Genomic DNA, 23,525 nt, shown 5'->3' on the forward strand with positions numbered 1-23,525 from the left:
GCCGAGCGGGCCCTCAGTTTTTCTTGAGTTCCTCGGCGAGCATCACGAGGATGCCGCTGGGACCGCGGACGTAGGTGAGCTTGTAGACGTCCTTATAGGTCGCCACGCCCCGAAGCGGACCGCAGCCGTGCCTCGCGGCTATCTCCAGGGCTTTGTCCAAGTCGTCAACTGAGAACGCGACGCGGTGCATGCCAATCTCGTTGGGACGAGTGGGCTCCGACTCGATCGCTTCGGGGTGAATGTACTCGAAGAGCTCAAGGCGACCGTGACCGTCAGGCGTTTGGAGCATCGCTATGTTGGCATGGTTGCCGTCAAGGCCGACGGCAGTGTCGGTCCACTCGCCACTGACTGTGTCACGGCCGACGACTGTGAGACCGAGGTCGGTGAAAAAGGAGATCGTTGCTTCGAGGTCGCGAACGGCGATGCCGACGTTCTCAAATTTGATGGCCATGCGTTGCACGTTACCGAGCCGGGGCGAATAGCTCCAGTAGGGGCAGGGATCTGATCGAACAAGCCCCGGGAAATCACGATGCAAAACAATAGCTTTTCGAGGGACCGAACTAGGGTTCGAACGTGCAGCCCAAGCCCAGCTGACAGGTTCGCATCCTGCCAACTGGGCTGACCTCCGTCTGTCAGGAGATGGCTACGGCCTCGAATGCCCCCGTTGTGAGAGTGTTCTGGCCCCCGGAGCAAACCACCAGCCCGATGTAATAGGGCGCATCGCCGAAGGCCGGCAGGTCCTGCTCAGCCAAGCTTGCCCATGTGGTTCCGTCTGCTGAAACCGCCGCTGCGAATACGTTCCCTGTCCGTGCCAGCCGCACCCACGTCCCGGAAGCGCCTGCGCTGATGGTGGCACGCCCGGCCACCACCGGACGACGGACGAACTCGCCGCCTCCCCCGGGAGCGATGACCGTTGCGGCCATGAGGTCGAACGGAGAAAGGGATTTAGACATGATGACGCCGACTCGGGAACCGGACCCCGCATCGACCCGGCCAGCGATGCGTGCAGTGATTGTTTTGTCTCCGTGCACCGTCTGGTGCGCCACATGTGCCACCATTCCCTGGTTGTTGACGTTCAGGCCAGGGCCGGCCCCGCGGACTACGAATTGCCCGGAACTCTCGTGGGCGACGCCCTGCACGCGAAGGGCCAAAACGCCTACCGCGCCGAGTGCGCGTTCATCCAGCACAAGGTCGCCAAAATCAGCGGAGTGCCACAGGGAAGGAAGAGCCTCCCCCACAGTTATCCTCAGGGCTGCTGACGAGGAGCCGGCACCCAGAGTCGCGTCGAATGCGCCCGCCTGTCGGGGGGTCCCCGAGATGAGACCGGTCCGGTTGTCGGCGATCAGGCCGGGTGGAAGGTTCCGCGCCCAATAGCGACCAGCAGGGGGCGTTGACCGGATCGGGTATTCGAATGCCGTTCCGAGGGTGGCGTAGGTCTCGACGGGACCCTGCAACACTGGATTTACCGCATCAGGCATGCGGGCTGAAACCGGTTCGGTTTCCGGACCTTCGCCAGAGACGTTTGTCTTGGCAAGCCTGAAATAGTAGTCGCGGCCAGGAACGCCCGTGGGATCCGAGTAGTGCAGGCGAACACCAAACCCCACAGGGCCGACGTCGCCCGCTATCGCCTTAAATGGTCCGCCGGGTGACTCTGATCGTTTGATGACGTAGCGTGCTGCCGGATCAGGGTCGCTCCAGGTCAGGTCAATCGCAGCGATACCGACGGCGGCCGACAGCCCCTGCGCCGTTTGCCCGGGCTTTGGCACTGACCAAGCCCCCACCGAGACATTGTCGAACGCTGAGGTTCCTGTCTCCATTTCCCCGAGACATGAGCAGCTGGCGAGGCCTGCATACACATCACCTCGAAGATCCAGCTCGGCCGAGCCTACTTCCGCCCATGATTTCCCGTCCGGGGAGATCGACCCCGTAACCCGTTTTCCCTCGCGGACGATCCGGACCCAATACGGCATGCGGAGGCGGTAGCCGTCGCCGGCGCCCTCCACATAGGGCGCTGCCAACGGAGTGGCGGATTTCGGGAGCGACCCGTGATCCATGATGGGAAACCCGGCCTTTACGGTAATGGCCAGCTGCTGGGAGGGCGGCACCGGAACACGGCCGCTGCCTGTAGTGGTGCCAGCCGCCGTCGTCCGTATTGTCCAGACGCCGCTCCAGGTGTGCAACGGCAGGCCCTGCAGAAGCATGGCTGCATGCGCCGATCCCGCATCAAGGGATGAGCGGATCATCACACCGACTTTGGCGTACTGGGAGCTCGGGGGATGTGCGATCCGGACCGTCACCACCGCTTCGTCCGCAAGGCGGGTACACGTAATCCGGAAGCCGTCGGCATTTCCGGCGATGTCGCTTCCCTGGTCCTCAATAATGAAGCGTTCGCCGTCGAAGACCGCATTACCTGCGCCTGACCCGATGCCGATTGCTGTGGATTCCCAGCCGGCGGGCAGTCCCGTTGTGCCAGCGACAGCAGCAGAGTCATCGGTGGTACCCGCCGCATTGGTGGCTGTGACAGCGTAGATATACGTACTGCCGGGACGCGCCGTTCGGTCCACGTATTCCGTGTTGGGCACGTCGGTGGCGATCACCTGGAAGGCACCGTCACTGCCCTCAGCCCGTTTGACTCCATAGCTTTGCACGGCTGCGCCGCTGACCGGATCAACAGAACCGACCCACGTCAGCGATACTCCGTCACCGGTCCCGGTCGCGCGCAGGCCGCTGGGAACGCCGGGAAGCGACGCCGGTACGCCGGCAGCCATGGCTGGACGGGCATAAGTCAGGGTTCCCCAGCCCGGATCATCCTCATGCCAACCTTCAATGAACCGGGAGCCTCCGGCACCGCGAAAAACAACCGCCGTGGTGTTCGGGGCGGAAAGCCCCAGGCGACTCACATAGTGGGAGTAGGCCAGTTCATAGATCGGACGGAACTGCCCACGCCCCGTCGGGGACACTTTTTCCTTGAGGTATTTGCCTGTGCGGTCCAGATCAGCGACGAAAGGAACGTCGTCAAAGCCGAGGTTGTAGCGGGCGTTGTACTCATACCCTGCAAGAATCCGGTTGTCTGCCATTCCGAAAAGATCCACGCCTTGATTCCAGGCAACCTGGGCACAGTATCCGAGCAAACCCTGGCCAAGTTGCTCGTGGGGCTGGTCCCGGCCGCTCTCCTGCCCCTGGCCGGATTCGTTGACCACGCGGTGCAGCACGGACCCGTTGCCGGAGCCATAGGCAGCAAAGCGAAGCCCGTTCTCGAACATCACCCTGTCATCGCTCAGGACCGCTACCGCCAGAATCGTTTGCAGCGCAGCATCGTCCCAGTTCCCGTTGGCAAAATGCGCATAGCCGGAGAGAGACTCGTACCAGACAGTTCGCAGGGAGCGTACGCACGCCTGAAAATCCTCCTCGGGCCAGCCGTCGTACCCTGAATGTCGCAGAAGCTCAGCAGCATTCGCCATCTTGAAGCCCTGAAGGCCTGACCCGAGCTGGCCGTCGGCACCTGTGATGAACCGGAGGCTGCGAGCCCAAACGTTCAGGATGTCCCGAGACTTGTCCGCATGCCGACGATCTCCGGTCAGAACCCACATCAACGCGTTCTGATAGGCAGCCGCTGCGTCGCCAACCGCTTGGCCGGTGAAGTTTGACGGTCCCCGTCCCCAGGATTCAATCTGGCCGGTGTTCTGCACTGCGTAGGAAAACGAAGACCGCGGGCTGGCTGCCATGGCAGCATAGCCCTCATACATCGGCGACTCCTTGGCCGCCACCGCCTTCCGCATCCGCTCAAGGTCCTCACCGCGATGCAGGATGCCCGGGTGGCTAAAAGCTGGTCCCGCCCCTGATCCCCCTGTGAAAGGGTCATGCCCGGCATCCGGGGACGCCTGCGCTGTAGCCATGAACGCAAACTGGTAGACGCCAGCCAACGCGCCTGCCAGGCCTGCAGAGTGCAGAAGGCTGCGTCGGCTGAATTCAAACTTCTCTGTTTTCATTTCAGACTCCTATGTGGTGAAAAGGGCTGCACGGGATGAAAAAGTGCGGAACGGTATGTGCTTGGAAGTGACATGGCGCGCCGCGGCGCCGCCCGGCTTCTCCGTGGCCAAGGGCCACAGCCTTCCAAAAGGACCACGCGGGTCCCCCGGAAAACGGCCTTGCGGGCTTACTTAGGAAAGTTCCTCAGGATAGGCAAGCGGCTGGCCGGAGACGTAGCGCTGCAGCTCGGCCACGATGTGGTCGCCCATCCGAAGCAGTTCAGTCCCCATGGATCCAGCAATATGTGGGGTCAGGAAGACATTGGGCAGGTCATAGAACACATGGTCGGCAGGGAGTACATCCGGGACAGCAACGTCAAGTATCGCGTTGATGCGTCCGGAGACCAGCTCTGCCTCGAGCGCCGTCTGGTCCATGATCTCGCCCCTGGCAGTGTTGATGACAGTGGCTCCGTCCCTCAGCAGCGCCAGTTCCGGCCCGCCGATCATCCCGGTGGTCTCAGGTGTCACTGGCACATGAACGGACAGGACATCGCTTCTGGACATCAGCTCTTCCAGTGAAACCCGCTCCACCCCAAGGGCGGCCGCGTCCGCACTGGTCAGGTATGGATCGTAGAAAAGCACCTCAAGCTGGAACGGCTGGAGCAACTTTGCGACGTTGCGCCCGATCCGGGATGCCCCCACAAGCCCGACCGTCTTCTGGTAGTTTCCGGCCTCCGGAAACTCCTGTTCACGGTCTATCTCGGCGCGGCGCCGCCCATACAAGTGCGAACTCTCAAAAGCCTGCTTGTTGGCAAGCAGGACCATGGCCAGTGTGTATTCAGCAACCGGGCGGCCGTTGGCATCGCCGGCGTTGGAACCGACAATGCTCCGGCCTGCAGGGATGGGCGGCAACTTGTCCGAAATCACCCCGCCGGCATGGATGATTGCCCGCAGGTTCGGCGCGGCTTCCAGGACATCGAGACCGATTTTTGGGCAACCCCAACCGGTGATGAGGATCTCGACGTCGGACAGCGCCGCTTGCGCCTCCACGGAAGCGAAGTCCTCAAAAACCGGGCCGCGGAGGTCCACGATCCGCGCCAGGTCTCGGATCGCATCCGGCGACATGAGTTTGGAGAGGAGGCCAGCGGGTGCCATGACAGCCATGGCGACAGGCTTCAGTGCCGGTTGTCCTGTCACCGCCAGTGCTTCTGCAAAGAAAGCGGCAGCGGTCCGCGTGAACCTGTCCTCCATGTCGCGGCGGATGAAGTGCGATGCGCCGTCGAAAACTTCCACCCTTGCGCCGGCGGAGCGGGCGATCCGCTGGTGCCCGGGTGTGATGCCGGTCCTTACCGTCCCGGTGATGATCAGCGTGGGGACAGCGGAAGCCGCCAGCGTGGCGGCCAGATCCGGCCAGGGCGTCGTAGGAATGACGTTGCCGTTCAGGACCAGGCGGGGGTCGCAGTCCTCCTGCGCCCTGCAGCTGCGCTGAATCTCCGCCTCGTTCCAGTTCGGCCACTGCCGCCTTCTGATGTCGGCGCGTTCGGTTGCTGTGCGCGATTGGACATCAATGAGGTGCGCATAGGCTTCCTCCGCCACGCTGCGGTCCTGCAGCGGCGTGACCGGAAGCCGCCAGAATGGATCCTCCAGGAGGACGGCTGCCGGACGGAATCCGGCAGCCGTCTGTTCCAGCGAGGCGGCCGCCACGGCAGCGGCCACGGAACCGCCCGCCGAATGCCCGTAGTAAAGAGCGGGGAGGTGCGCTATCCGATGGAGGTCAGGGCCCCGCAGGACTTCCAGGAGGTCCTGGACCATGACATCGCCGGGACGCTTCTGAAGATCCTCGTCAGACCAGCGGGGGGAGCCTCCGTGTCCCCGGAGATCGACAGCCAGGACCGCCCACCGGCGCGAAATCCAGTCCGGAAAGGCGGCCTCCAGACATTCCGCGGACTCCATCAGGCCATGAACCGCGACGACGACGGCACTCGCCGGTGCCTCAGGCAGCAACAGTCGATACGACAGCACCCAAAACCCTCTCCATAGATAATTTTCCAGTACGGTGCGTCACGACTGCTTCTTGAGGTGGGCGTCGGCCTGCTTCTGCATTTCCTCCTGGAGCTTGGCTACCCCGGCTCCGTCGGCGGCCTTCTTCAGCTTGTCCAGCTGGTCGTCGACGTCGACAGCGCCGTAGAAGAGCGGGTTGGCGTACTGCGTGATTACGTTGGTCATGGCGGCAACCTGCTGCTTTACCGGGGTGGTGTCCGGGATGAAGGACGCGAAGGGGTCGAGGGTGAAGTTGTCGAAGTTCTGTGCCCAGTCGAAGATCTTTTCTTCAGTGGGGCTGATCGACAGCGATTTCCGCTCCAGGCTTGGCCGCCAGGCCAGGGCATAGCCGGGGAAGGCATAGTCGTTGAGCGGCTTGAACTTGTTGCCGTCGGCAGGTTCCCAGTCGGTGCCTTCGATGCCGTAGCAGACGAGGTCGTGGTTCTCCTTGATGGAGAGCCAGTCCTGCAGCTGCATGGTCCGGTCCAGGTTGCCGCCTTTGGAATTGACCACCACCAGGTTGTCCGCCTGGAAGGTCTGGTTTGGCTTGGCCGACAACCCGCCCTTGAGCGGCATGATGTTGGCCAGGGCTGCCTTGGGAACGGCCTTCTGCAGGGTGGTGAGTGTGTTGCTGGAGGTGCCGTCGGTCATGGCCCAGCCCGCGGCGTACTTTCCTGCTGCCCACTGGCTCTTCAGGGTGGCCGCGTCAGTATTGAGGGCGTCGGCGTTGATGATGCCGTCGTTGTAGTACTTCCTGATCCGGCGCAGGGCATCAACCACACCTTCGTCGTCCCAGAACGCCTTGGGCGCGGAGGACCCGGTCTTGGACGCATTCTTGGCCAGCAGGAAGAACATGCCTTTGCCGCTGAAAGCGCGGGCGATGGTGTCCGGGTTCTCCCAGGAGGTGGCGTTGAACATTCCTGTGGGCACGGGGACTGCGTGGAGGTATCCGCTGTTGGAGGCTGCCCCGTAAGCGACCGTGCCGTCGTTCTTCTGCTTCACGGCGTAGAAGAAGCGCTCCAGTTGCTCGAAGTCGGTGATGGTGGAGAAGCCGAGGGTGTCGGCGATGTCCTGGCGGATAACGAAGTGCTGGACACGTGCGGCGCTGTTGACCTGCGGGATCCCCCACAGCTTGCCGTCCCAGCTGTTGGACTCCAGGAGCTTCTTGGGCAGCGTGGCGGAAAGGTTCTTGTACTTGGAGATCTCGTTGGTGAGGTCGGCAAGCGAGCCGCTTTGCTGCAGCTGCGCCATGTTCAGCCACAGTGCCTGCAGGGCGGAATCGAACTTCTCCCCTGCGGTGAACTTGAGCAGGGACTGCTGCTGGTAGTTGGACCAGTTGATGAACTGGGCGTCCAGCTCGAAGCCCAGGTCGGCCTTGAGCTTGCCGTTGACCTTGGCCAGAACCGCGTTCCAGGTGGCCGGGGCGGTGCTGGGAAGGACCGCCACTGATGTGCCCGAGACGGCTCCCCCCGTGGAGGTGCCGCCGGAGGTTCCGCAGCCGGCCAGGGCCGCCGCGACGCCGAGCCCGCCGGCCAGGCCAAGGAAGCCGCGGCGGGAAACTGCTGTGTTGGGGATCATGTGTTGCACTCCTTTGTACGCCGGCGCCGAGGGGCCAGGGTTCTGCTTTTGGGGTTAGGGATGGAACGCGAGAGATGGAACGGAAACGTCTGGTGCAGACTGCTCAGCCTTTGGTGGCGCCAAGCGTAAGGCCCTTGACGAAGTAGCGCTGGGCGAACGGGTAGGCGAGCAGGATGGGGCCTATCGTGACCACCGTCAGGGCCAGCCGGAGCTGGTAGATCGGTGCGGTTGAACCTGAGCCGGGAAGCATGGTGGCGTTGGTGACGTTGGCTATGAGGTTCTGCAGCATCAGCTGCAGGGGATACTTGTCCGGATCGGAGATGAAAAGCATTGCCGTGAACCACTCGTTCCAGTAGGACACGGCGTAGAACAGGCCGATGACAGCGAGGATCGGTTTGGACAACGGCAGGACAATCTCGAAGAACACCCGAAGCTCACCCGCTCCGTCCACCTTGGCGGAATCGAGGATTTCTTCCGGAAGCTGACGGAAGAAGCTGACGGCCACAAACACCAGGAACGGCGCCATCATGTGCGGAAGGATGACGGCGAACCAGCTGTTCTGCAGCTGGAGCACCTGCGTGACCAGCAGGTACATGGGCACGAGTCCGCCGGAGAAGAGCATGGGAAGGTACGCGAAGATCGTCAGCGGCCGGCTGATCCGCGGCATGCGGCGCGCGATCACCCAGGACAGCGACGCCGTCGCACAGAGCGACAGTGCGGTGCCGATGAAAGTGATGAACAGTGTGGCTGCATAGCCTTTGAACACCGCCGTACCGCTGAAGATGGCAGCGTACGCATCCAAGGAGAACGGTTCGGGAAAGAAACTGTAGCCGCTGCGGGCCAGCGTGGACTCGGCAGTCAGGGATCCCGCAACGATCATCCACAACGGAATCAGGGCAAAGAAACCAAAAAGGGTGACACCGACATAACTGACGGCAGTGAACGGTTCGATCCGTGTTACCTTTCTTCGGCCACTGAGTCGGGCATCCGGCGTCGGGCCTTTTATCCTGGACAAGCCGCGGCGGTGCTGCCGTGGGGACTTCAGCCCGATCGACATCGGCTGGTTGCCTTGGACCATCGATGGAGTTGTGGAGGTGCTCACAGGATGCTGCTTTCTTTGGAATAGCGGCGCTGGATGAGCACGGCCGCTGTGACGAGGATGAACCCGACGACTGACTGGAACAGGCCAATCGCTGCGGTGGTGCCGAAGTCTCCGATGGTCCTCAATGAACGGAAGACGTACGTGTCAATGACGTCCGTGGTGGAGAACAGCGTGCCGTTGTCGCCGATGATGGCGAAGATGGTGCCGAAGTCGCCGTAAAAGATTCTTCCGACGCCGAGCACAATGAGGATGGCGGCCGTTGGCTTCAGGAGCGGCAGCGTAATGGACAGCGCCATCCTTGCCCGGCTGGCGCCGTCGAGCATTGCCGCTTCGTAGACGTCCTCGGGAATGGCGGTGATGGCCGCGAGGAAGATCACGGACATGTACCCGCCCAGCTGCCAGACCTTGACGATGGTGAGGATCCATGGCCAGGGCCCTGCCTCCGTGTACCAACTGACCTCGGGGAGGCTGAAGATCCCCAGGGCGTCGTTGACGGCTCCCCCGTGCCCGCCTGCACCGGCGAGAATGACCTGCAGGATGATGCTGATGACGATCGGGGACACGAAGTACGGAAAGAAGATCGCGGACTGCATGAACTTCTTGAAGACCCGGGCCCGCAGTTCGTTGAGCATGATAGCCAGCATCAGTCCGGCTCCCAGCGTCGCCGCAAGGAAAAGGACGTTCAGCACCAGGGTGTTCAGGACAATGGCCGGAGCGTCGCCGCTTTCGATGAAGTACTTGAAATTGTCCAGACCGCTCCACGGACTGCCGAAAATGCCCTCACTGACACTGAAATTCTTGAAAGCCACTACCAGCCCCGCCATGGGGGCGTAGGCGAAGACGAGGAACCACACGATTCCGGGAGCGGCCAGGAGCAGCAGCACTCCGGACCCGCGGCTCCTTCGAGGGCGGGCACGCTTGATGTGCGGTTTGCGGGAGGACTCGTCACTGAGTGAAGGTTTCCCTTGTTGAGCTGTCATGCTTTCGGGCATGGCACTCTCCCTTGAGTGTAGAAGTTGAACGTTTCGGCCTCCCGGAGTACCAGGGGTGCCGCCCACAGGAGCTTGGATCTGTCTTGGGGAGACCTACCTCGGATAACGGGTAAGAAAACGTTATCCTGACGCGGTGAACCCCCAGGGCGCACTGTTCACGGGGGCTCGGGTCTCGGGTGTTGCGACGGGCGCCGGATCTCATGTCAGTTGCAAGCCGTCATGAGATCCTCATCACTGATATCGATATCAGAATAAGTGCAGATTTCGGATTGCGCAATCCCTTGCGTCGGATTGAGACAGGCGATGGTGGATCTGCGACAGATCCCCTGGCTACGCCGTCCCGGCTTGAGGCCAGTGCATGGACATGATGCCGTGGGGCGGCCAGGGAGAGGGGCGGCTGCGCGCCGCGAAGGGACCCCGGTCAGGGTGTCTGTGACGGAACGTGCCGACGGCGGATGTTCGCTTGCGCCGTCGACTCGCGCTCCAGAAGGCGGGGCACTGCGGTGGAGTCGGAAACGTCTTCGGGGGCAGACAGGCTCTGCTGCAGCAGTCCGAAGGCCCTATGGCCCAAACCCTTGAAATCCGGGGCGACGGTAGTCAGCGCAGGCCACGTAAATTGGCTGAACGGCTGGTTGTCCCAGCCAACGATGGACACGTCCTGCGGGACACGGACACCCTTCTCCAATAGTGCGCGCAGGGCGGCGATAGCAAGGCCGTCGTTGGAGCAGAAAACGGCTGTGATGTCGGGGTCGGCGGCGATCCGAAGTCCCTGGTCGTAGCCAGAGAGTGCCTCGCGGGAGGCCTCGAGCACCGGAGGAGGGGCAATCCCGGCATCGGTGAGGGCGTCCTTCCAGCCTTGGTATCGGCCCGAAAACTGGCTGAGGGGGAAGAGCCCGAGATGGTAGACCGTGTGGTGTCCGAGTTTGAGCAAATGCTCTGTTGCTTCCCGCCCTCCGGCGTATTCATCGATGAAGGCGTAAGGAAAGCCGGCCTGTCCTGTCGGGAATCCGGACGCCGCAACAGTCGGAACAGTTCCCGGCAGCTGCCTGAGCACCTCCGCAGCCGAGGGATCGAAATCCAACACGATGACTCCGGCGAGCTGCTGCTGGAGGGCGAGTTCAAGAGCAGCCTGAACGTCCGACGGGTCTGCCGATTTCACGGCGGAAATGACTATCGAGTAGCCGGCGGCCTTGGCAGCCTCTTCAATTCCGGCAATCGTGTATGCGTATCCATACGTTTCAGTGCTTCCCGCGAAGATGGCGATCATGGTCCGCTGACCACTCTTGAGAGCCCGTGCCAGCGGGCTCGGATGGTACTGCAGCTCCTCGATTGCCGCCAGGACCCGCTTCCGCCGCTCCTCGCTGACGGGGATGTTGCCCGTCAGCACACGAGAGACCGTGGGCACGGAAACGCCTGCCAGCTTCGCTACGTCAGCAATGACGGGCGGACGGTCGTCCTTGATAATCCTCATGGTTAGTCCCCCGTAGTTCAGCGTCGGCCTCTGAGTGAAAGGTTATCCCGGAAGGGTCAGGGACAGTGGCGGAGCGGGCCGGCTGTGTGGCAAGCCTTCCATGCCGTGTGGCCCCTAAATGATATCGATATCAAGAAGGGGCCACAAGATCAGCGATCTCCTCTTGGGCCGATTTGAAGCTGGAAGGAGCCTCCAAAAGCGCAAGAAGCGCAGACCTGGAGGGGATGTGCTTCTTTGCGGATATGGCGGTCCTACGTCCGCCCCGCCCTGGGAGGTTGGGCGACCAGACCCAGAGCTATTCATCCGAAGCCTCGGCTGCCCGCCCGCCCTGGCCCGGCAGCAGGTACTGCACAAACCAGTCCGTGGCCAGAATGGCCGCCTCTTCGAGTGTCCCGGGTTCTTCAAAGAGGTGGGTGGCTCCCTGGACAAGGTCCAGCCGGTTGGGGCAGCGCATCAGGGTTTGCGCCTGGCGGTTGAGTTCGATGACCCCGTGATCTGCGCTGCCGACAATCAACAGCGTGGGTGCGCGGACAAGGGCAAGCCTGGCGCCGGCCAGGTCCGGTCGGCCTCCTCTTGAGACGACGGCGCGGATCTGCGCTCCTTGTTCGGCCGCCGCCCACAACGCGGCACCGGCTCCGGTACTCGCGCCGAAGTAGCCCACGCTGCTTGATGTAGTTTCTTGCCGGCTGCCAAGCCAGTCCGTTGCCGCGGTCAGCCTGCGGGCAAGGAGCTCGATGTTGAATACGTTGGCGCGGTTGAGTTCTTCCCCGGGGCTGAGCAGGTCTAGCAGCAAGGTGCCCAGCCCTGCCCGCTGGAGCCTCGAGGCGACGAATTGGTTCCGCGGACTGTGGCGGCCGCTGCCGCTTCCGTGGGCAAACACCACCACGCCGGCAGCCGGTTCGGGAAGGTGCAGGTGTCCTTGGAGCAACGCCTCCTCCGAGGGGATCTGTACATCTTCATCGAGCCCGTTGCTCCTGGCGGTGGAGGGCGCTCGATGCAGACGTTCGGCAGCGGCGTGGAGCAGCCGCACCACCTCGTCGTCGGCGGTCGGTGAGAAGTCACGGTAGTAGTGTCCGACAGCGGTGAGGTGCCGGGGCGTGGCAAGGCACACTACGTCGTCCGGCTCCGTCATTGTGGCGAGAACCTCGGCAGAGGCAACAGGAACAGCCAGAATCACTCTCGCGGCCCCCCGTTTGCGTGCGATGCTGCATGCCACGCGGGCAGTTGACCCGGTGGCGATCCCGTCATCGACGATGACCGCGATGCGGCCGTTGAGATCAAAGCGGGTCCGGCCGGCCCGGAATCGTGCCACCCGATCATCCAGCAGACGGCGCTCCCGTTGTTCAACAGCCCGCAGGTCTTCCTGCTTGACGCTTATGACGGAGAGGACGCGCTGGTCGAGGGCATATGCGCCGTCCTCCCCGATGGCTCCCATCGCGAGTTCGGGCTGAAACGGTACCCCCAACTTGCGCACCACGATCACATCCAGCGGCGCGTCCAGGGCCGCTGCAACCTCGAACGCTAAGGGCACCCCGCCGCGCGGCAGCCCCAGGACTACCGCGTCGCGGCCGCGGAGATGCGCAAGCCGCAGCCCCAACTGCCGCCCGGCATCAACCCTGTCCTCAAATATGCCCATCGCCGCGACGTTCCCATCAGGTCAGCGGCCGCATGCCCCGTCCCGACAAGAGATCAGCAAGCCAGGGAGCAGAGGCGCAGCGGCCTCCTGCTCCAACTATCCCTCACGAATCCGGACCAAGCGAGGCCTTTTCCGGTCAGAAGCAGCCAAAGCGCTCCCTGGGCGGTCCGACGGCGGCCGCCTCCGTCATCGAACTGGCAACGGACAGAAAGGCGGTCCATCCTGATAGCAAAAGCCGTGCAACGTTGGAGGGTGGAACATGCAGATCGCGCTCCTGGGGGACGTCATGCTGGGCCGGCTGGTTAACGACCGGCTGAGGATGGCCGACCCAGCCTATCCCTGGGGCGATACCCTCCCACTCCTCCGGCAGGCTGACATCAGGTTCTCTAACCTCGAGTGCGTCCTCGCCGACGATGGAACACCAATGCCCGGCAAGATGTACCACTTCCGTTCCGACGTCAAGAACGTCGAGAGCCTGAGATCCGCGGGGATCGATGTGGTATCGCTGGCCAACAACCATGTGCTGGACTTCGGAGTTGATGCGCTGCGGGAGATGTTGTCGGCACTCGACCAGCACGGGATCCTGCGGACCGGGGCAGGGATGGAACTGGAAGCTGCCCGGCGGCCAGTAGTCCGACGGGTGGGCCAGGCGGTGGCCCGCTTCATTGCTTTTGCTGACAATCACCCCGGCTGGGAGGCAACCGTCCGCGCTCCGGGAATCCACTACGTGCCTGTGGACGCCCGCGACCGCCGGGTGACGGATTTATTGGAACTGGTCCGGCGGACGAAGCGCCGGGTCCAGCTCCTGATCGTCTCGGCCCATTGGGGCGCCAATTGGGGATCCGATGTCCCGTCCGCGCATCAGAGTTTGGCCCGCGCGCTGATGGATGCGGGGGCCGACGTTGTGTTCGGGCATTCGGCCCACATTTTCCGCGGCATCGAGATCTACAGGAACCGGCCCATTATCTACAGCGCCGGCGACTTCATCGATGATTACGCCGTGGACCCTGATGAACGCAACGACCAGTCATTCGTCTTCCTCTTGGAAACGACCGGAGGCGTGCCCCGCACGTTACGCCTGCATCCGACGAACATCATCCGCTTACAAACCCGGCTCGCCCGTCGCAACGCCAGGGAAATTTCCGGGCGGATGCAACAGCTGAGCAGCCAACTCGGCACGCGGAGCAGCTGGATCGAGGGCGAAAATGTCTTGGAAATACGGTTCGGCACAGATCAGCCGGGGAACAGGTCCTTCGCCGTCAATCCCGGCTAGGAAGTCACCAGCTGAAGATCTGCAGTCTTGAGATCTGCGGTCATGCCTGCAGGACTGCCTCAGCAGGAAGCAGACCCACCCGCGGGTCGGCGTGACGATGCACCAACTTCCAGCCATCGTCCTCGAGTGCGTAGACACATGTGACCCGAACGGCCAGATCGCTGATTTCGGAGCTGCCGCCGACCTTGGCCCTGCCCCGCTCGATGAGAACGCAATAGGCGATGTCCGCACCAACGACCTGGCTGATCGTGTCGATACTCGTAGCCTCTCCGTCGCGGTAGTACGACGCGGCGCGGTCCAGCTGCTCCTCTACGCCGTCCCACCCACGGCCAAAGCCGCCAAAGGGGTTGCCCAAGGTGATCTCGTCCCGCCGGGAGTAGAGCTCCTTGTAGCCGCCTGCATTGCCGCGCAGAATTTCGTCCAGCGCGCGCCGGGAATCCGTGACTGCCCTATCGAAGTCCACCGACATCTCACGCCTCCGCTCCCCCGTAGAGATCCTTCCGAGGCCAATCATCCGCTCCCCGGCGCCAGCGGACAACCAGTGCACCCATCAGTCAAGGGAATCTGCCAGACTTGCCCAATGATTACCGAACACGCGTTGCTACCCGTCATTTCCGGGCTGGAAGAAGATTTTGAGGAGGCGTTCGATCAGGCCCGGTTGATCATTGCCTCGATGCCCGGATTTGTCTCGTTGTCGCTCTCGCGTTCGATCGAAACTCCCAGCACATACTTACTGCTCGTGAAATGGGACAGTCTGGAGGATCACACCGTTGGTTTCAGGGGATCCGCCCAGTATCAGCAGTGGCGCGAGCTGTTGCACCGCTTCTACGAGCCGTTTCCCAACGTCGAACACTACGAGCTGGTCAACTCTGATGCGCGGTAGAGTGCCCGGGCTTAGAGTTCGTTGAGCCACGGGTGGCCGGGATGGGCGACATCCAAGGCTGACCGGAGCCATCGTCGGCCGGCTGCGTTTAGCAACGGCAGACAGGCCTCGAAGTCCGCCTGGTCCTTCGGCCGGAGACCCGGGGCCTTGTGCAACAACTGGATCTCAGGCAGCAGATAGTTGATCCCGTCGCGGTTCCAAAGAATATCCTCGGTTGGACGGCTTACACGCGCATCCCGTTTGTAGATCCACGTCGAACTGGTCGCGTCCATGAGAATGACGTCGTACTCCCATGGATCTGCTCCACTCGCACGCACCCACAGATTCCCACACGTCGGCGGAAGCGGTTCGTCTACCTGGCCGGCGAGTGGGCGGAGGCTCCCCTTGTCAGCAGCCCATACGTCCTACCGCTGCTTGAGGTGCTCTCGCAGCAGGCCGACGTCGGAGCGCGGGATGCTCAGATCCAGGTCGCCATGTGGGCGCGGTATCCCCGCGAATGCCTCGATCGCCCATCCGCCAGCGATCCACCACAACCCGGGGTATCCGCTGAAGAGGTCGACCGCATCGGCCGGGGTCCGATGCGGCCAGGGCCCATACAGCCGAACGATCTCATTGTGATCAAGCATGCTCGAAGTCTAAGCAGCTCCACTTAGCCCTTCCAGGCACCGACCGCGCCCATATTGTGCAACGCTGGTTGCATGGATTTGGAGGTGTCACCCGCGCTCACGATTCCCACGTCGGAACTCGGCTGGCGGTTCTCGCGTTCGTCCGGGCCAGGCGGTCAACACGTCAACACCTCGGACAGCCGCGTCGAGCTCTCGTGGAACATCGGAGACTCCGCGGCGCTTACCGACGGCCAGCGCCTGATGCTGATCACGCGTCTCGAACCACGTCTCATCGCCGGAGTGATCACTGTGACAGCCTCCGAGCGGCGCTCCCAGCTGCGCAATCGCGAGATCGCCCTGGCCAAGCTCGCCGACCTCGTGGCAGAGGGTCTCGCTCCCGAAGCTGCTCCCCGACGGGCGACGAAACCCACCCGGGGTTCGAACCGCCGGCGTCTCGCCGCAAAAGAACAGCGGTCGGCGACCAAACGGCAACGACAGCGGCCGTCCGCCGAGTAGCCACCATCCAGTCGACAAATTCCAGCCGCGGGGACCCGGCAACGTTTGGATAGAGACCTGTTCGCGCTGAAATAGGCGAACTCGGGATGGAGATTCCTTCGGGCAGACGGAAAAGATTACTTTGAACGCCCCCCGGGCGACTATCGCAGCTTGGGAAGTCCCTCCATGACCCGCTGCGCAATTTCATTCGAGGATAATTCCTCGGTGTCGAAGTGGAGGTCATGGGCAATGTCCGGCCGCGTCTGCTCGAACCTTCGGTGCATCCGCCGCAGAAATTCCGGGTCCTTTGATATCCCACGGGTCGGGTCGGCGGTGGCGCGTGCCAGGGCGGTTTCGTACCTCGTTGTAATCAGCACCTTCCGGACGCTGACGTCCGAGCCAACATGACGCATGATCTGCTCGACCTCCTCAGGTGTTCCAGGCCCTTCGGCGATCACGGTCGGGATCGGCTTTTCCAGCCAGGCACCAACTAGCTGCCCATGGACCTCGTGCGCCCAGGTCCAGTCAGCCAGTGTTGGCAAGGCCATCTCGGCCACGGTGTCCAGCCCGACCACCACCACCGCCTCGCCGCTGCTGCGCAGCTTGTCAGCGAGGGTGGTCGCCAACGTGCTTTTTCCTGAGGCGATCGGTCCGATGATGAGCACGAGGCGGCGCGCCGGGACAGCTGGCCCAACGCCGTCGGGGTGGACGCCGCCCTCATCGACCCGAGGGATTCCCCCGGATTGACTCACCTCGGACCGCTGCCCGGCGGTCCGCTGAGCACGGTGGGGACGTACTCCAGCAGCTGGAGCCGGCCGTCGAAGGTTCTGCTGTTCACCATCTCGAGCGAGACGTCCGGATAGCCGTCGTAGATCCGCTCCCGCCCGGTGCGGCCCGTGATCACCGGAAAGACGACCAGCCGGAACCTGTCCACCAGGCCAGCGGCCAGCAGCGACCGGCTGAGGCTGAGGCTGCCGAGGGTGCTCAAGGGGCCGGTCCTTGTCCGCTTCATCTCCGCCACAGCCGCGACCGCGTCCCCGGTGACCAGTTCCGAGTTCGGCCATGTCAGGGGAGCCTTCAGGGTGGAGGAGAAGACGATCTTGGGCACGGCGACAAGGCCGGTCAGGCTGGCCCCCTCATCCTCGGAGAATCCCGAGTCCTCGGCTGCGGCTTCCTCAGACATGCTGGACATCAGCCGATATGTGTTCGCCCCCAAGAGGAAGGTGTACTCCTTCTCCCCCTCCTTCTCCAGCCAAGCCAGGTATTCCGGCCCCTCCAGACCCCACCAGCCGGGCCACCCCTCAGCCGAGGCATAGCCGTCCAGGGAGATGATCAGGTCGATCATCAGGCCCGCTGATGACGCCTCTGCGGTTGTCTCGCCCATGGCAGTCTCCTCGATCTTCGACGTCGGTGTCCCGTGGGCCCTTCGTCCAGGGACAGCCGGTTCCGGGCCTAGCCGAGCGCCCTACCCTCAAGTCCAGGACCGGCACCATGCTGTCCAGGTGCGGCATCGACGCCCGTGCCGGCAATGCTATCCCTCGAGCGATCAGACGTTCAAGGGGTCTCGTTGACTCACGAAAGGACTGCCTGGCTGTGCGAAACCCTACACAACATCGACTTTGCTAAAACGCTTGATCAGCATCCGAATTAACGCTAGGTTGCAGATGGTAAAACGCTTTAGCAGAATGGACATCACCGCGATGAAACGCTCAGTCTTCTTCCAGCCCACCCATGGATGGGTCGGAGATCTCATCCCCTTCGAGAAGGACGGGGAGTTCTGGCTCTTCTATCTTCACGAGGTCCGCACAGACCCGAAGCCGGGAACCTCGTGGAACCTCGTCACCACCAAAGACCTCACACAGTTTGAGGACCAGGGCGTTTCCCTCCAGCACGGAAGTGAAATCGACCTGGACTTCAACGCCTACACAGGCAGCGTCGTCGTCGATGGCACCGGCATCCACCATCTGTTCTACACGGGCCAAAACCCGGCCAACGTCGGACCGGACGGTGCGCCCCTTCAGCTCGTCATGCACGCCACGAGCACCGATGCCATGCAGACCTGGGTGAAGCACCCGGAACTCACCTTCGGCGCCCCGGACGGCTACGAGTCCGGCGACTGGCGGGATCCGTTCGTGTTCCGGGACGAGATCACAGGCCAGTGGCGGATGCTGCTGGCGGCAAGGCACTCCGCGGGGCCCGATCGCCGCCGCGGTGTTATAGCCCAGTGCGTCTCCAGCGACCTGGTGACCTGGCAGCACACGGAACCGTTCTGGGACCCACGCCGCTACATCACCCATGAATGCCCGGACGTCTTCGCCTGGGGCGACTGGTGGTACATGGTCTACTCGGAATTCTCCGAATCGTTCACGACCCGCTACCGCATGGCCAAGAGCCCCGACGGTCCATGGCGCGTACCGAACCTGGACAGCGTCGACGGCCGCGCCTTCTACGCATCCAAGACCGCTGAACGCGACGGACGCCGCTTCTTTTTCGGATGGATTGCCAGCAAGGAGGGCAACACCGACGACGGGCCCTGGCAGTGGGCCGGCACTATGTCCGTCCTGGAAGCCCGGCAAAACACCGACGGAACACTGGGATTTGCCTTCGCCGACGAACTCGTTGACAGCTTCTGGGATGACATCCCGGTTTCCCTGACAGACGAACTGCCCAGACGACTGGAAGTACCGGACGGTTACACCGCCATCGTCTCCGACGAAGAACTGCCCAGCCAGTTCTACGCCACGGCAGTACTGGACATCGCACCCGACACCACCGAATGCGGGCTGCTGCTGCGCTCAAGCCAGGACGGGGACCAAGCCTACGTTCTGCGCCTGGAACCGAAGCGCGGCCGCATGGTGTTCGATCGGTGGCCGCGGAAAGTCACCGGTGACGCGCAATGGCATGTCTCCGGGGACATGCCGTTCGACGTCGAGCTGGAACGCCCCTGCGATCTGGCACCTGGGGAGCACACCCTCGAACTCGTCGTTGACGGGGACTTGTGTGTGGCCGTTGTGGATCGGCAGGTCGCCCTCAGCACCAGGATCTACGACTTGCCGGCCGGGCGGATCGGCGTCTTCGCCGGGGAGGGGTCCGCAACTCTTACCGAACTTCAGATACGTCAGCGCACAGACAACTAAAAACGCACACCATTTTCGCCTCGAATCAAAGGAGATTGTCCCATGAAGAAGATATTCCGAACCGCCGCTGTGGTTACGGCCGCAGCCCTCGCTCTCGCCGGATGCGGCGGCGGAGCAGCGAGTGACCCTTCCAACGTCAGCCCCACCGGGGAGATCAAGCCCCGTGAAATTTCGTGGCTGCTGTCCCGGCCGGCCGACGGGGCCGTCATCAACATCATGAAGAAGATCGCGGACGACTACGCCAAGGACCACCCGGGTTTCTCGCTCAACCTGATCACCACCCCGGACAGGCCCTCTTACATACAGAAGCTTGAGACCCTCGCCGCCGCGAACAAGCTGCCCGAACTCTTTGATACCGACGCAACACCCTTTGCCCAGCAACTGGCCAAACAAGGAAGAATGGTGGATGCCGAAAAGCTGCTCAAGTCCTTGGACGTCTACGACGACTACCGGCCCGCTGCACTGGACTACCAGCGCTTCGACGACGGGTCGCTGAACATGATTCCGTTCCAATTCGAGCTGGAGTTCATCTGGTACAACAAGGCCCTGCTGCAGAAGGCGGGCGTTTCCGTCCCGAAGTCCCTCGATGACATCCCGGCCATGTGCACCGCCCTGCGCAGTGCCGGCATCACCCCCATCGCCATTGACGGGCAGGACCAATGGCCGCTGGAGCGGTACGTCGCCTACCAGCCGTTCCGTGAAGCCGGGCCGGATTTCGTTCAAAAGCTCAAAAAGGGCGAAGCGAAGTTCTCTGACCCCGCAGGCCAGAAGACTGTCGAATGGCTGGCTTCGCTTGGCAAGGCCAAGTGCTTCCAGGACGGATTCTCCTCACAGGGCTACTCCGACGCCCAGAACCAGTTCACAGCCGGCCAGGCAGCGATGTACAACATCGGCACCTGGGAGCTGCCAAGCCTGGCAACTGACAAGCTGAATCCTGCGGTGCGTGATGACATCGACTTCTTCACCCTGCCGACGACTGAAGGATCCGTCACGGCGGCCAACGAGTTCGTCTCCCCGTCCGGCATTGGAATGGCCGTCAACTCCAAGACGTACGACCCGCTCGTGAGCGACTTCCTGAAGTTCGCCCTGACGAAGTACCCAGCCGAATACGCGGCCACTGGTGCGCTTTCGCCCACTACAAACGTAGAGACGACCGTACCGGCCAACGCCACGCCCTTGTACAAGAAGGCCCTGGAGAAGGCCAAGGACCTCGGCGGCAAACAGGCCATGCCGTGGGACACCCAGCTCGATCCGACAACCAACGGCAGGCTGCAGCAGGAGCTGGTGCTCCTCGTTCAGGGCAACATCACGCCCGAACAGTTCACCAGGACCATGGACAGCACCATCGCACAGAACGCCCCGAAGTTCTTCAAGTAATCACAGCGGTGGGGGCTGCGGCCCCCACCCGAAAGGCCTAGCCATGCTCCCCAACAGGTCACGACTCTCTATCCTGGTCTTCCTGCTCCCACCCCTGCTGCTTTACGGCGTCGCAGTCCTGTTCCCCATCATGCAGTCGCTATTCCTCAGCTTCTTTTCGTGGAACGGCATCAGCGACATGGAGTTCGTGGGGCTCGCCAACTACGTACGGATGCTTACCGGAGACGATATCTTCTGGCGCTCCTTCTTCAACGCCGTCGGCTATCTCGCCATCTGCCTGGTTCTGCAGCTCGGCGGCGCCCTGCTCGTCGCCAGCCTCCTTACCTCCATGCGACGCGGCCGCGAGCTGATTAAAACCCTCTACCTCCTGCCAGCGGTGATCTCCACGGTGGCCATCGCCTTCCTCTTCGTCCGCATCTACTCGATCGAGCCGGTGGGCCTTCTCAACCAGCTCCTGCACTGGATCGGCCTCGGCGCCCTTGAACGCCCCTGGCTCTCGGACATCAACAGCGTCCTCGTCGCAGTATCGGCCCCCGAAGGGTGGCGGTTCACCGGCCTTTATATGCTCATCATCTATGCGGCGTTGCTGTCTGTCCCGCAGGAACTGGAGGAAGCCGCCCGCCTCGACGGCGCCTCGCGGTGGCAGCTGTTCACCAAGATCCGCTTCCCCCACATCATGCCCGTCTGGATCACCACCACGATCATGGCAACAACCTATGGCCTGCGCGGATTCGACATCCCGTACCTCATGACGAACGGCGGCCCCGGACAGTCCTCGGAGCTGCTGACCACCTACATGTACAAGACGGCATTCACGAGCACCGACTTCGGATACGCCAGTACCATCGCCGTCTTCATCGTCGTCGAGTGCTTGGTCGCCGTAGGACTCATCCTCTTCATGCTCAAACGAAAGGCGGACGCATGATCGCGCAAACAGCTCCGGCTACAAGGCCCATTGCAGCCCAGTCAGATAGCCCGCCTCCGTTCCGCAGGAGGCGCAAGCCCAACCTCCACAGCACACTGTCTAGGGTAATCATTGCCCTCATCGTCATCGTTCAGGTCTACCCACTGGCCTGGCTTTTCATCACCAGCCTGCGCACGGAACACGACTTCGCGACCGGCGACCCTTTCGCACTCCCCAAGGCGATCACTTTCGACAACTACGCCCGCGCCTTCGAGACGGGCAACCTCGGAATGAACATCCTCAACAGTTTCATCGTGACGATGGGCGCCAACCTCCTGATTGTGCTCCTGGGCATGATGGCCGCCTACGCTCTACAGGTCCTCGGCTTCCGCTACAGCAAGTTCGTCCGCAGCCTTTTCCTGATCGGCATCATCGTGCCTGTGCAAATCGCGCTCGTACCGCTCTTCATCGACTACTCGACCATCAACCTGCTTGATACCTACCCGTCGATGATCATCCCGCTGGCCGGCTTCGCCCTTCCGATGTCGATCTACCTGTTCTCCTCGTTCTTTGAGTACATCCCCCGGGAAACCTACGAAGCCGCCTCTCTTGACGGAGCAGGGCCCTACCGCATCTTCGGACTGATCACTCTCCCCCTCTCGGTAAATACTGTCGTGACGGTGGTGCTCGTTAACAGCATCTTCATCTGGAACGACTTCATTTTCGCCAATACCTTCGTCCTCTCGGAGGAACTGAAGACCATCCCGCTGGGCCTGCAGAACTACATCGGCGCCATGGGCAAGACCGACTGGACAGCCACGTTCGCCGCCGTCTGCGTCACCATCACGCCCCTGCTGCTGGTCTTCCTGGTGCTCAACAAGGCAATGATCCAAGGCCTGGGGAGCGGGGCGACCAAGGGATGACAGCACCAACAGGCCGATATACTCCTGGAGGAGGGCACATGATTTCGCAGGAGAACAGTCCGGGCACGCCATCGGGTGCGGCTGCCCCCTTGCAACAGAGCCAGCGCGCCCAACCCGTCACCCTGCGTCAAGTAGCCGAGGCCGCGGGCGTCTCCACAGCCACCGTCTCTCTGGTCGTCAACAAGAAAAAGGCTGCCCGGATTTCCGACGAGACCCGCAAGCGGGTCCGGGACGCGATCCGGGATCTGGGCTACCGGCCAAATGCCATGGCGCAAACACTGGTCAGCGGGAGTTCCCGGTTCATCGGCCTCGTCGCCGACGCCATCGCCACCACCCCGTTCGCCGGCCAGATCATCCACGGCGCCCAGGATGAGGCCTGGAAGCATGGCTACGCCCTTCTCATCGCCAACACCGAAGGCAACCATGAGCTGGAGACGGACGCCATTGCCATGATGCTTGAATACAAGGTCCGCGGCATCCTCTACTCGACCTGGTTCCACCGAGCCACCGACCTGCCGGCCTCCCTCCGGGAGTCGGACTTTGTCCTCGTCAACTGCTTTTCTGAGGAAGCGGGCACCCGGGCTGTCGTCCCAGACGAAATACAAGGCGGCCGTTCAGCCACAGAGATCCTGCTGAAGCACGGCCACCGCCGGATCGCCTTCATCAACGCCACCCTCCCCGCCCCGGCGAAGGATGGACGACTCCAGGGCTACAAGGAAGCGCTGGAAGCGGAAGGCATCCCCTTCGACGAGAGCCTTGTCCTTGAAGCCTATCCGGACCAGGAAGGCGGGTACGGAGCGACCGAGGCACTCCTCAAGCGCGAGGTCACAGCCGTGTATTGCTACAACGACCGAATGGCGATGGGGCTATACGACGGGCTGCGAGAGCACGGCCTCTCCATCCCTGACGACTTAGCAGTGGTGGGATTCGACAACCAAGAAGTCATAGCCGCCCACCTCCGGCCCCCACTTTCCACCGTGTCCCTCCCCCACTACGAACTGGGCGCAGCCGGAGTAAGGATGCTGCTCGGCCTTGAAGAACCGCCGGCCAGTGGCCCGGCAAAAATCCACTGTCCTACCGTGGAACGAAAGTCGGTACGGGTACTGACCCCCGCCTAGTCAGCCCCGGGCGACTGCGAAGA

Annotated in this window: 20 protein-coding genes; 8 read left to right on the forward strand and 12 right to left on the reverse strand. The window is 62.6% G+C overall.

What is annotated here, in order from left to right:
• Nucleotides 1-13: 13 nt before the first annotated feature.
• The 8 genes from QFZ30_RS09490 to QFZ30_RS09525 form a co-directional block, all read right to left on the reverse strand.
• Complete coding sequence (locus tag QFZ30_RS09490) at nucleotides 14-451, reverse strand: VOC family protein (RefSeq protein WP_307075594.1); 438 nt, start codon at nucleotides 449-451, stop codon at nucleotides 14-16.
• Between the two features lie 181 nt (nucleotides 452-632).
• Nucleotides 633-3,989, reverse strand: coding sequence for an alginate lyase family protein (locus tag QFZ30_RS09495; RefSeq protein WP_307075596.1), 3,357 nt, complete (start codon nucleotides 3,987-3,989; stop codon nucleotides 633-635).
• A gap of 171 nt (nucleotides 3,990-4,160) precedes the next feature.
• Nucleotides 4,161-5,990, reverse strand: a complete 1,830-nt coding sequence (locus QFZ30_RS09500; protein WP_307075598.1) for an alpha/beta fold hydrolase — start codon at nucleotides 5,988-5,990, stop codon at nucleotides 4,161-4,163.
• A gap of 39 nt (nucleotides 5,991-6,029) precedes the next feature.
• Entirely contained in the window at nucleotides 6,030-7,586 is a 1,557-nt protein-coding gene (locus QFZ30_RS09505; RefSeq protein ID WP_307075600.1) for a DUF3502 domain-containing protein, read from the reverse strand.
• Nucleotides 7,587-7,689: 103 nt separating this feature from the next.
• A complete protein-coding gene (locus tag QFZ30_RS09510) occupies nucleotides 7,690-8,688 on the reverse strand; it encodes a carbohydrate ABC transporter permease (protein WP_307075601.1) in 999 nt (332 codons plus the stop codon).
• The gene (locus tag QFZ30_RS09515; protein WP_307075603.1) at nucleotides 8,685-9,680 is read right to left on the reverse strand and encodes an ABC transporter permease; all 996 of its coding nucleotides are present in this window, start codon (nucleotides 9,678-9,680) and stop codon (nucleotides 8,685-8,687) included. Before QFZ30_RS09515 ends, QFZ30_RS09510 begins: the two co-directional genes overlap by 4 nt.
• A 421-nt stretch (nucleotides 9,681-10,101) precedes the next feature.
• Nucleotides 10,102-11,151, reverse strand: a complete 1,050-nt coding sequence (locus QFZ30_RS09520; RefSeq protein WP_307075605.1) for a LacI family DNA-binding transcriptional regulator — start codon at nucleotides 11,149-11,151, stop codon at nucleotides 10,102-10,104.
• A 295-nt stretch (nucleotides 11,152-11,446) separates the two neighbouring features.
• A complete protein-coding gene (locus QFZ30_RS09525; RefSeq protein ID WP_307075607.1) occupies nucleotides 11,447-12,787 on the reverse strand; it encodes a phosphoribosyltransferase family protein in 1,341 nt (446 codons plus the stop codon).
• A gap of 259 nt (nucleotides 12,788-13,046) precedes the next feature.
• Here QFZ30_RS09525 and QFZ30_RS09530 point away from each other — a divergent pair, with 259 nt between their 5' ends.
• Nucleotides 13,047-14,060, forward strand: a complete 1,014-nt coding sequence (locus QFZ30_RS09530) for a CapA family protein (RefSeq protein ID WP_307075609.1) — start codon at nucleotides 13,047-13,049, stop codon at nucleotides 14,058-14,060.
• Between the two features lie 40 nt (nucleotides 14,061-14,100).
• On the opposite strand, the gene QFZ30_RS09535 is transcribed toward QFZ30_RS09530, so the two are convergent.
• Nucleotides 14,101-14,574 carry a YybH family protein gene (locus QFZ30_RS09535; RefSeq protein WP_307075611.1) on the reverse strand — a complete coding sequence of 158 codons (474 nt, stop codon included), beginning with the start codon at nucleotides 14,572-14,574 and terminating at the stop codon, nucleotides 14,101-14,103.
• Nucleotides 14,575-14,640: 66 nt separating this feature from the next.
• On the opposite strand from QFZ30_RS09535, the gene QFZ30_RS09540 reads away from it, so the two are divergent.
• A complete protein-coding gene (locus QFZ30_RS09540; protein WP_307075613.1) occupies nucleotides 14,641-14,943 on the forward strand; it encodes an antibiotic biosynthesis monooxygenase family protein in 303 nt (100 codons plus the stop codon).
• 404 nt (nucleotides 14,944-15,347) lie between these two features.
• On the opposite strand, the gene QFZ30_RS09545 is transcribed toward QFZ30_RS09540, so the two are convergent.
• Entirely contained in the window at nucleotides 15,348-15,569 is a 222-nt protein-coding gene (locus tag QFZ30_RS09545; RefSeq protein WP_307075615.1) for a nucleotidyltransferase domain-containing protein, read from the reverse strand.
• 72 nt (nucleotides 15,570-15,641) lie between these two features.
• Between QFZ30_RS09545 and arfB the strand changes: the two genes are divergently transcribed.
• Entirely contained in the window at nucleotides 15,642-16,064 is a 423-nt protein-coding gene (gene arfB / locus QFZ30_RS09550; protein WP_307075617.1) for an alternative ribosome rescue aminoacyl-tRNA hydrolase ArfB, read from the forward strand.
• A 140-nt stretch (nucleotides 16,065-16,204) separates the two neighbouring features.
• Here the strand turns inward: arfB and QFZ30_RS09555 are convergent, their stop codons facing one another.
• Nucleotides 16,205-16,708 carry an AAA family ATPase gene (locus QFZ30_RS09555; RefSeq protein ID WP_307075619.1) on the reverse strand — a complete coding sequence of 168 codons (504 nt, stop codon included), beginning with the start codon at nucleotides 16,706-16,708 and terminating at the stop codon, nucleotides 16,205-16,207.
• Nucleotides 16,709-16,791: 83 nt separating this feature from the next.
• Complete coding sequence (locus tag QFZ30_RS09560) at nucleotides 16,792-17,427, reverse strand: dihydrofolate reductase family protein (protein WP_307075621.1); 636 nt, start codon at nucleotides 17,425-17,427, stop codon at nucleotides 16,792-16,794.
• 316 nt (nucleotides 17,428-17,743) lie between these two features.
• On the opposite strand from QFZ30_RS09560, the gene QFZ30_RS09565 reads away from it, so the two are divergent.
• The 5 genes from QFZ30_RS09565 to QFZ30_RS09585 are packed head-to-tail and all read left to right on the forward strand — an operon-like array spanning nucleotide 17,744 to nucleotide 23,502.
• Nucleotides 17,744-19,180 carry a GH32 C-terminal domain-containing protein gene (locus QFZ30_RS09565; RefSeq protein ID WP_307075623.1) on the forward strand — a complete coding sequence of 479 codons (1,437 nt, stop codon included), beginning with the start codon at nucleotides 17,744-17,746 and terminating at the stop codon, nucleotides 19,178-19,180.
• A gap of 42 nt (nucleotides 19,181-19,222) precedes the next feature.
• Nucleotides 19,223-20,557 (forward strand): ABC transporter substrate-binding protein, encoded by a 1,335-nt coding sequence (locus QFZ30_RS09570; protein WP_307075625.1) that lies wholly within the window; start codon nucleotides 19,223-19,225, stop codon nucleotides 20,555-20,557.
• 43 nt (nucleotides 20,558-20,600) lie between these two features.
• Nucleotides 20,601-21,482 carry a carbohydrate ABC transporter permease gene (locus QFZ30_RS09575; RefSeq protein ID WP_307075627.1) on the forward strand — a complete coding sequence of 294 codons (882 nt, stop codon included), beginning with the start codon at nucleotides 20,601-20,603 and terminating at the stop codon, nucleotides 21,480-21,482.
• Complete coding sequence (locus QFZ30_RS09580) at nucleotides 21,479-22,384, forward strand: carbohydrate ABC transporter permease (protein WP_307075628.1); 906 nt, start codon at nucleotides 21,479-21,481, stop codon at nucleotides 22,382-22,384. The genes QFZ30_RS09575 and QFZ30_RS09580 overlap by 4 nt, the downstream gene beginning before the upstream one ends.
• 38 nt (nucleotides 22,385-22,422) lie before the next feature.
• On the forward strand, nucleotides 22,423-23,502 hold the full coding sequence (locus tag QFZ30_RS09585) for a LacI family DNA-binding transcriptional regulator (RefSeq protein ID WP_307075630.1): 1,080 nt from the start codon (nucleotides 22,423-22,425) through the stop codon (nucleotides 23,500-23,502).
• Nucleotides 23,503-23,525: the final 23 nt, after the last annotated feature.

It is taken from the genome of Arthrobacter pascens, assembly GCF_030815585.1.
GTDB lineage: Bacteria > Actinomycetota > Actinomycetes > Actinomycetales > Micrococcaceae > Arthrobacter > Arthrobacter pascens_A.

Bases quoted from the DNA above. Each gene is read 5' to 3' on its own strand.
- QFZ30_RS09490 (WP_307075594.1), bottom strand. From the start codon at position 451: ATGGCCATCAAATTTGAGAACGTCGGCATCGCCGTTCGCGACCTCGAA.
- QFZ30_RS09495 (WP_307075596.1), bottom strand. From the start codon at position 3,989: ATGAAAACAGAGAAGTTTGAATTCAGCCGACGCAGCCTTCTGCACTCT.
- QFZ30_RS09505 (WP_307075600.1), bottom strand. From the start codon at position 7,586: ATGATCCCCAACACAGCAGTTTCCCGCCGCGGCTTCCTTGGCCTGGCC.
- QFZ30_RS09515 (WP_307075603.1), bottom strand. From the start codon at position 9,680: ATGCCCGAAAGCATGACAGCTCAACAAGGGAAACCTTCACTCAGTGAC.
- QFZ30_RS09520 (WP_307075605.1), bottom strand. From the start codon at position 11,151: ATGAGGATTATCAAGGACGACCGTCCGCCCGTCATTGCTGACGTAGCG.
- QFZ30_RS09525 (WP_307075607.1), bottom strand. From the start codon at position 12,787: ATGGGCATATTTGAGGACAGGGTTGATGCCGGGCGGCAGTTGGGGCTG.
- QFZ30_RS09530 (WP_307075609.1), top strand. From the start codon at position 13,047: ATGCAGATCGCGCTCCTGGGGGACGTCATGCTGGGCCGGCTGGTTAAC.
- QFZ30_RS09535 (WP_307075611.1), bottom strand. From the start codon at position 14,574: ATGATTGGCCTCGGAAGGATCTCTACGGGGGAGCGGAGGCGTGAGATG.
- QFZ30_RS09540 (WP_307075613.1), top strand. From the start codon at position 14,641: ATGATTACCGAACACGCGTTGCTACCCGTCATTTCCGGGCTGGAAGAA.
- QFZ30_RS09545 (WP_307075615.1), bottom strand. From the start codon at position 15,569: ATGCTTGATCACAATGAGATCGTTCGGCTGTATGGGCCCTGGCCGCAT.
- arfB (WP_307075617.1), top strand. From the start codon at position 15,642: ATGGATTTGGAGGTGTCACCCGCGCTCACGATTCCCACGTCGGAACTC.
- QFZ30_RS09560 (WP_307075621.1), bottom strand. From the start codon at position 17,427: ATGGGCGAGACAACCGCAGAGGCGTCATCAGCGGGCCTGATGATCGAC.
- QFZ30_RS09565 (WP_307075623.1), top strand. From the start codon at position 17,744: ATGAAACGCTCAGTCTTCTTCCAGCCCACCCATGGATGGGTCGGAGAT.
- QFZ30_RS09570 (WP_307075625.1), top strand. From the start codon at position 19,223: ATGAAGAAGATATTCCGAACCGCCGCTGTGGTTACGGCCGCAGCCCTC.
- QFZ30_RS09575 (WP_307075627.1), top strand. From the start codon at position 20,601: ATGCTCCCCAACAGGTCACGACTCTCTATCCTGGTCTTCCTGCTCCCA.
- QFZ30_RS09580 (WP_307075628.1), top strand. From the start codon at position 21,479: ATGATCGCGCAAACAGCTCCGGCTACAAGGCCCATTGCAGCCCAGTCA.
- QFZ30_RS09585 (WP_307075630.1), top strand. From the start codon at position 22,423: ATGATTTCGCAGGAGAACAGTCCGGGCACGCCATCGGGTGCGGCTGCC.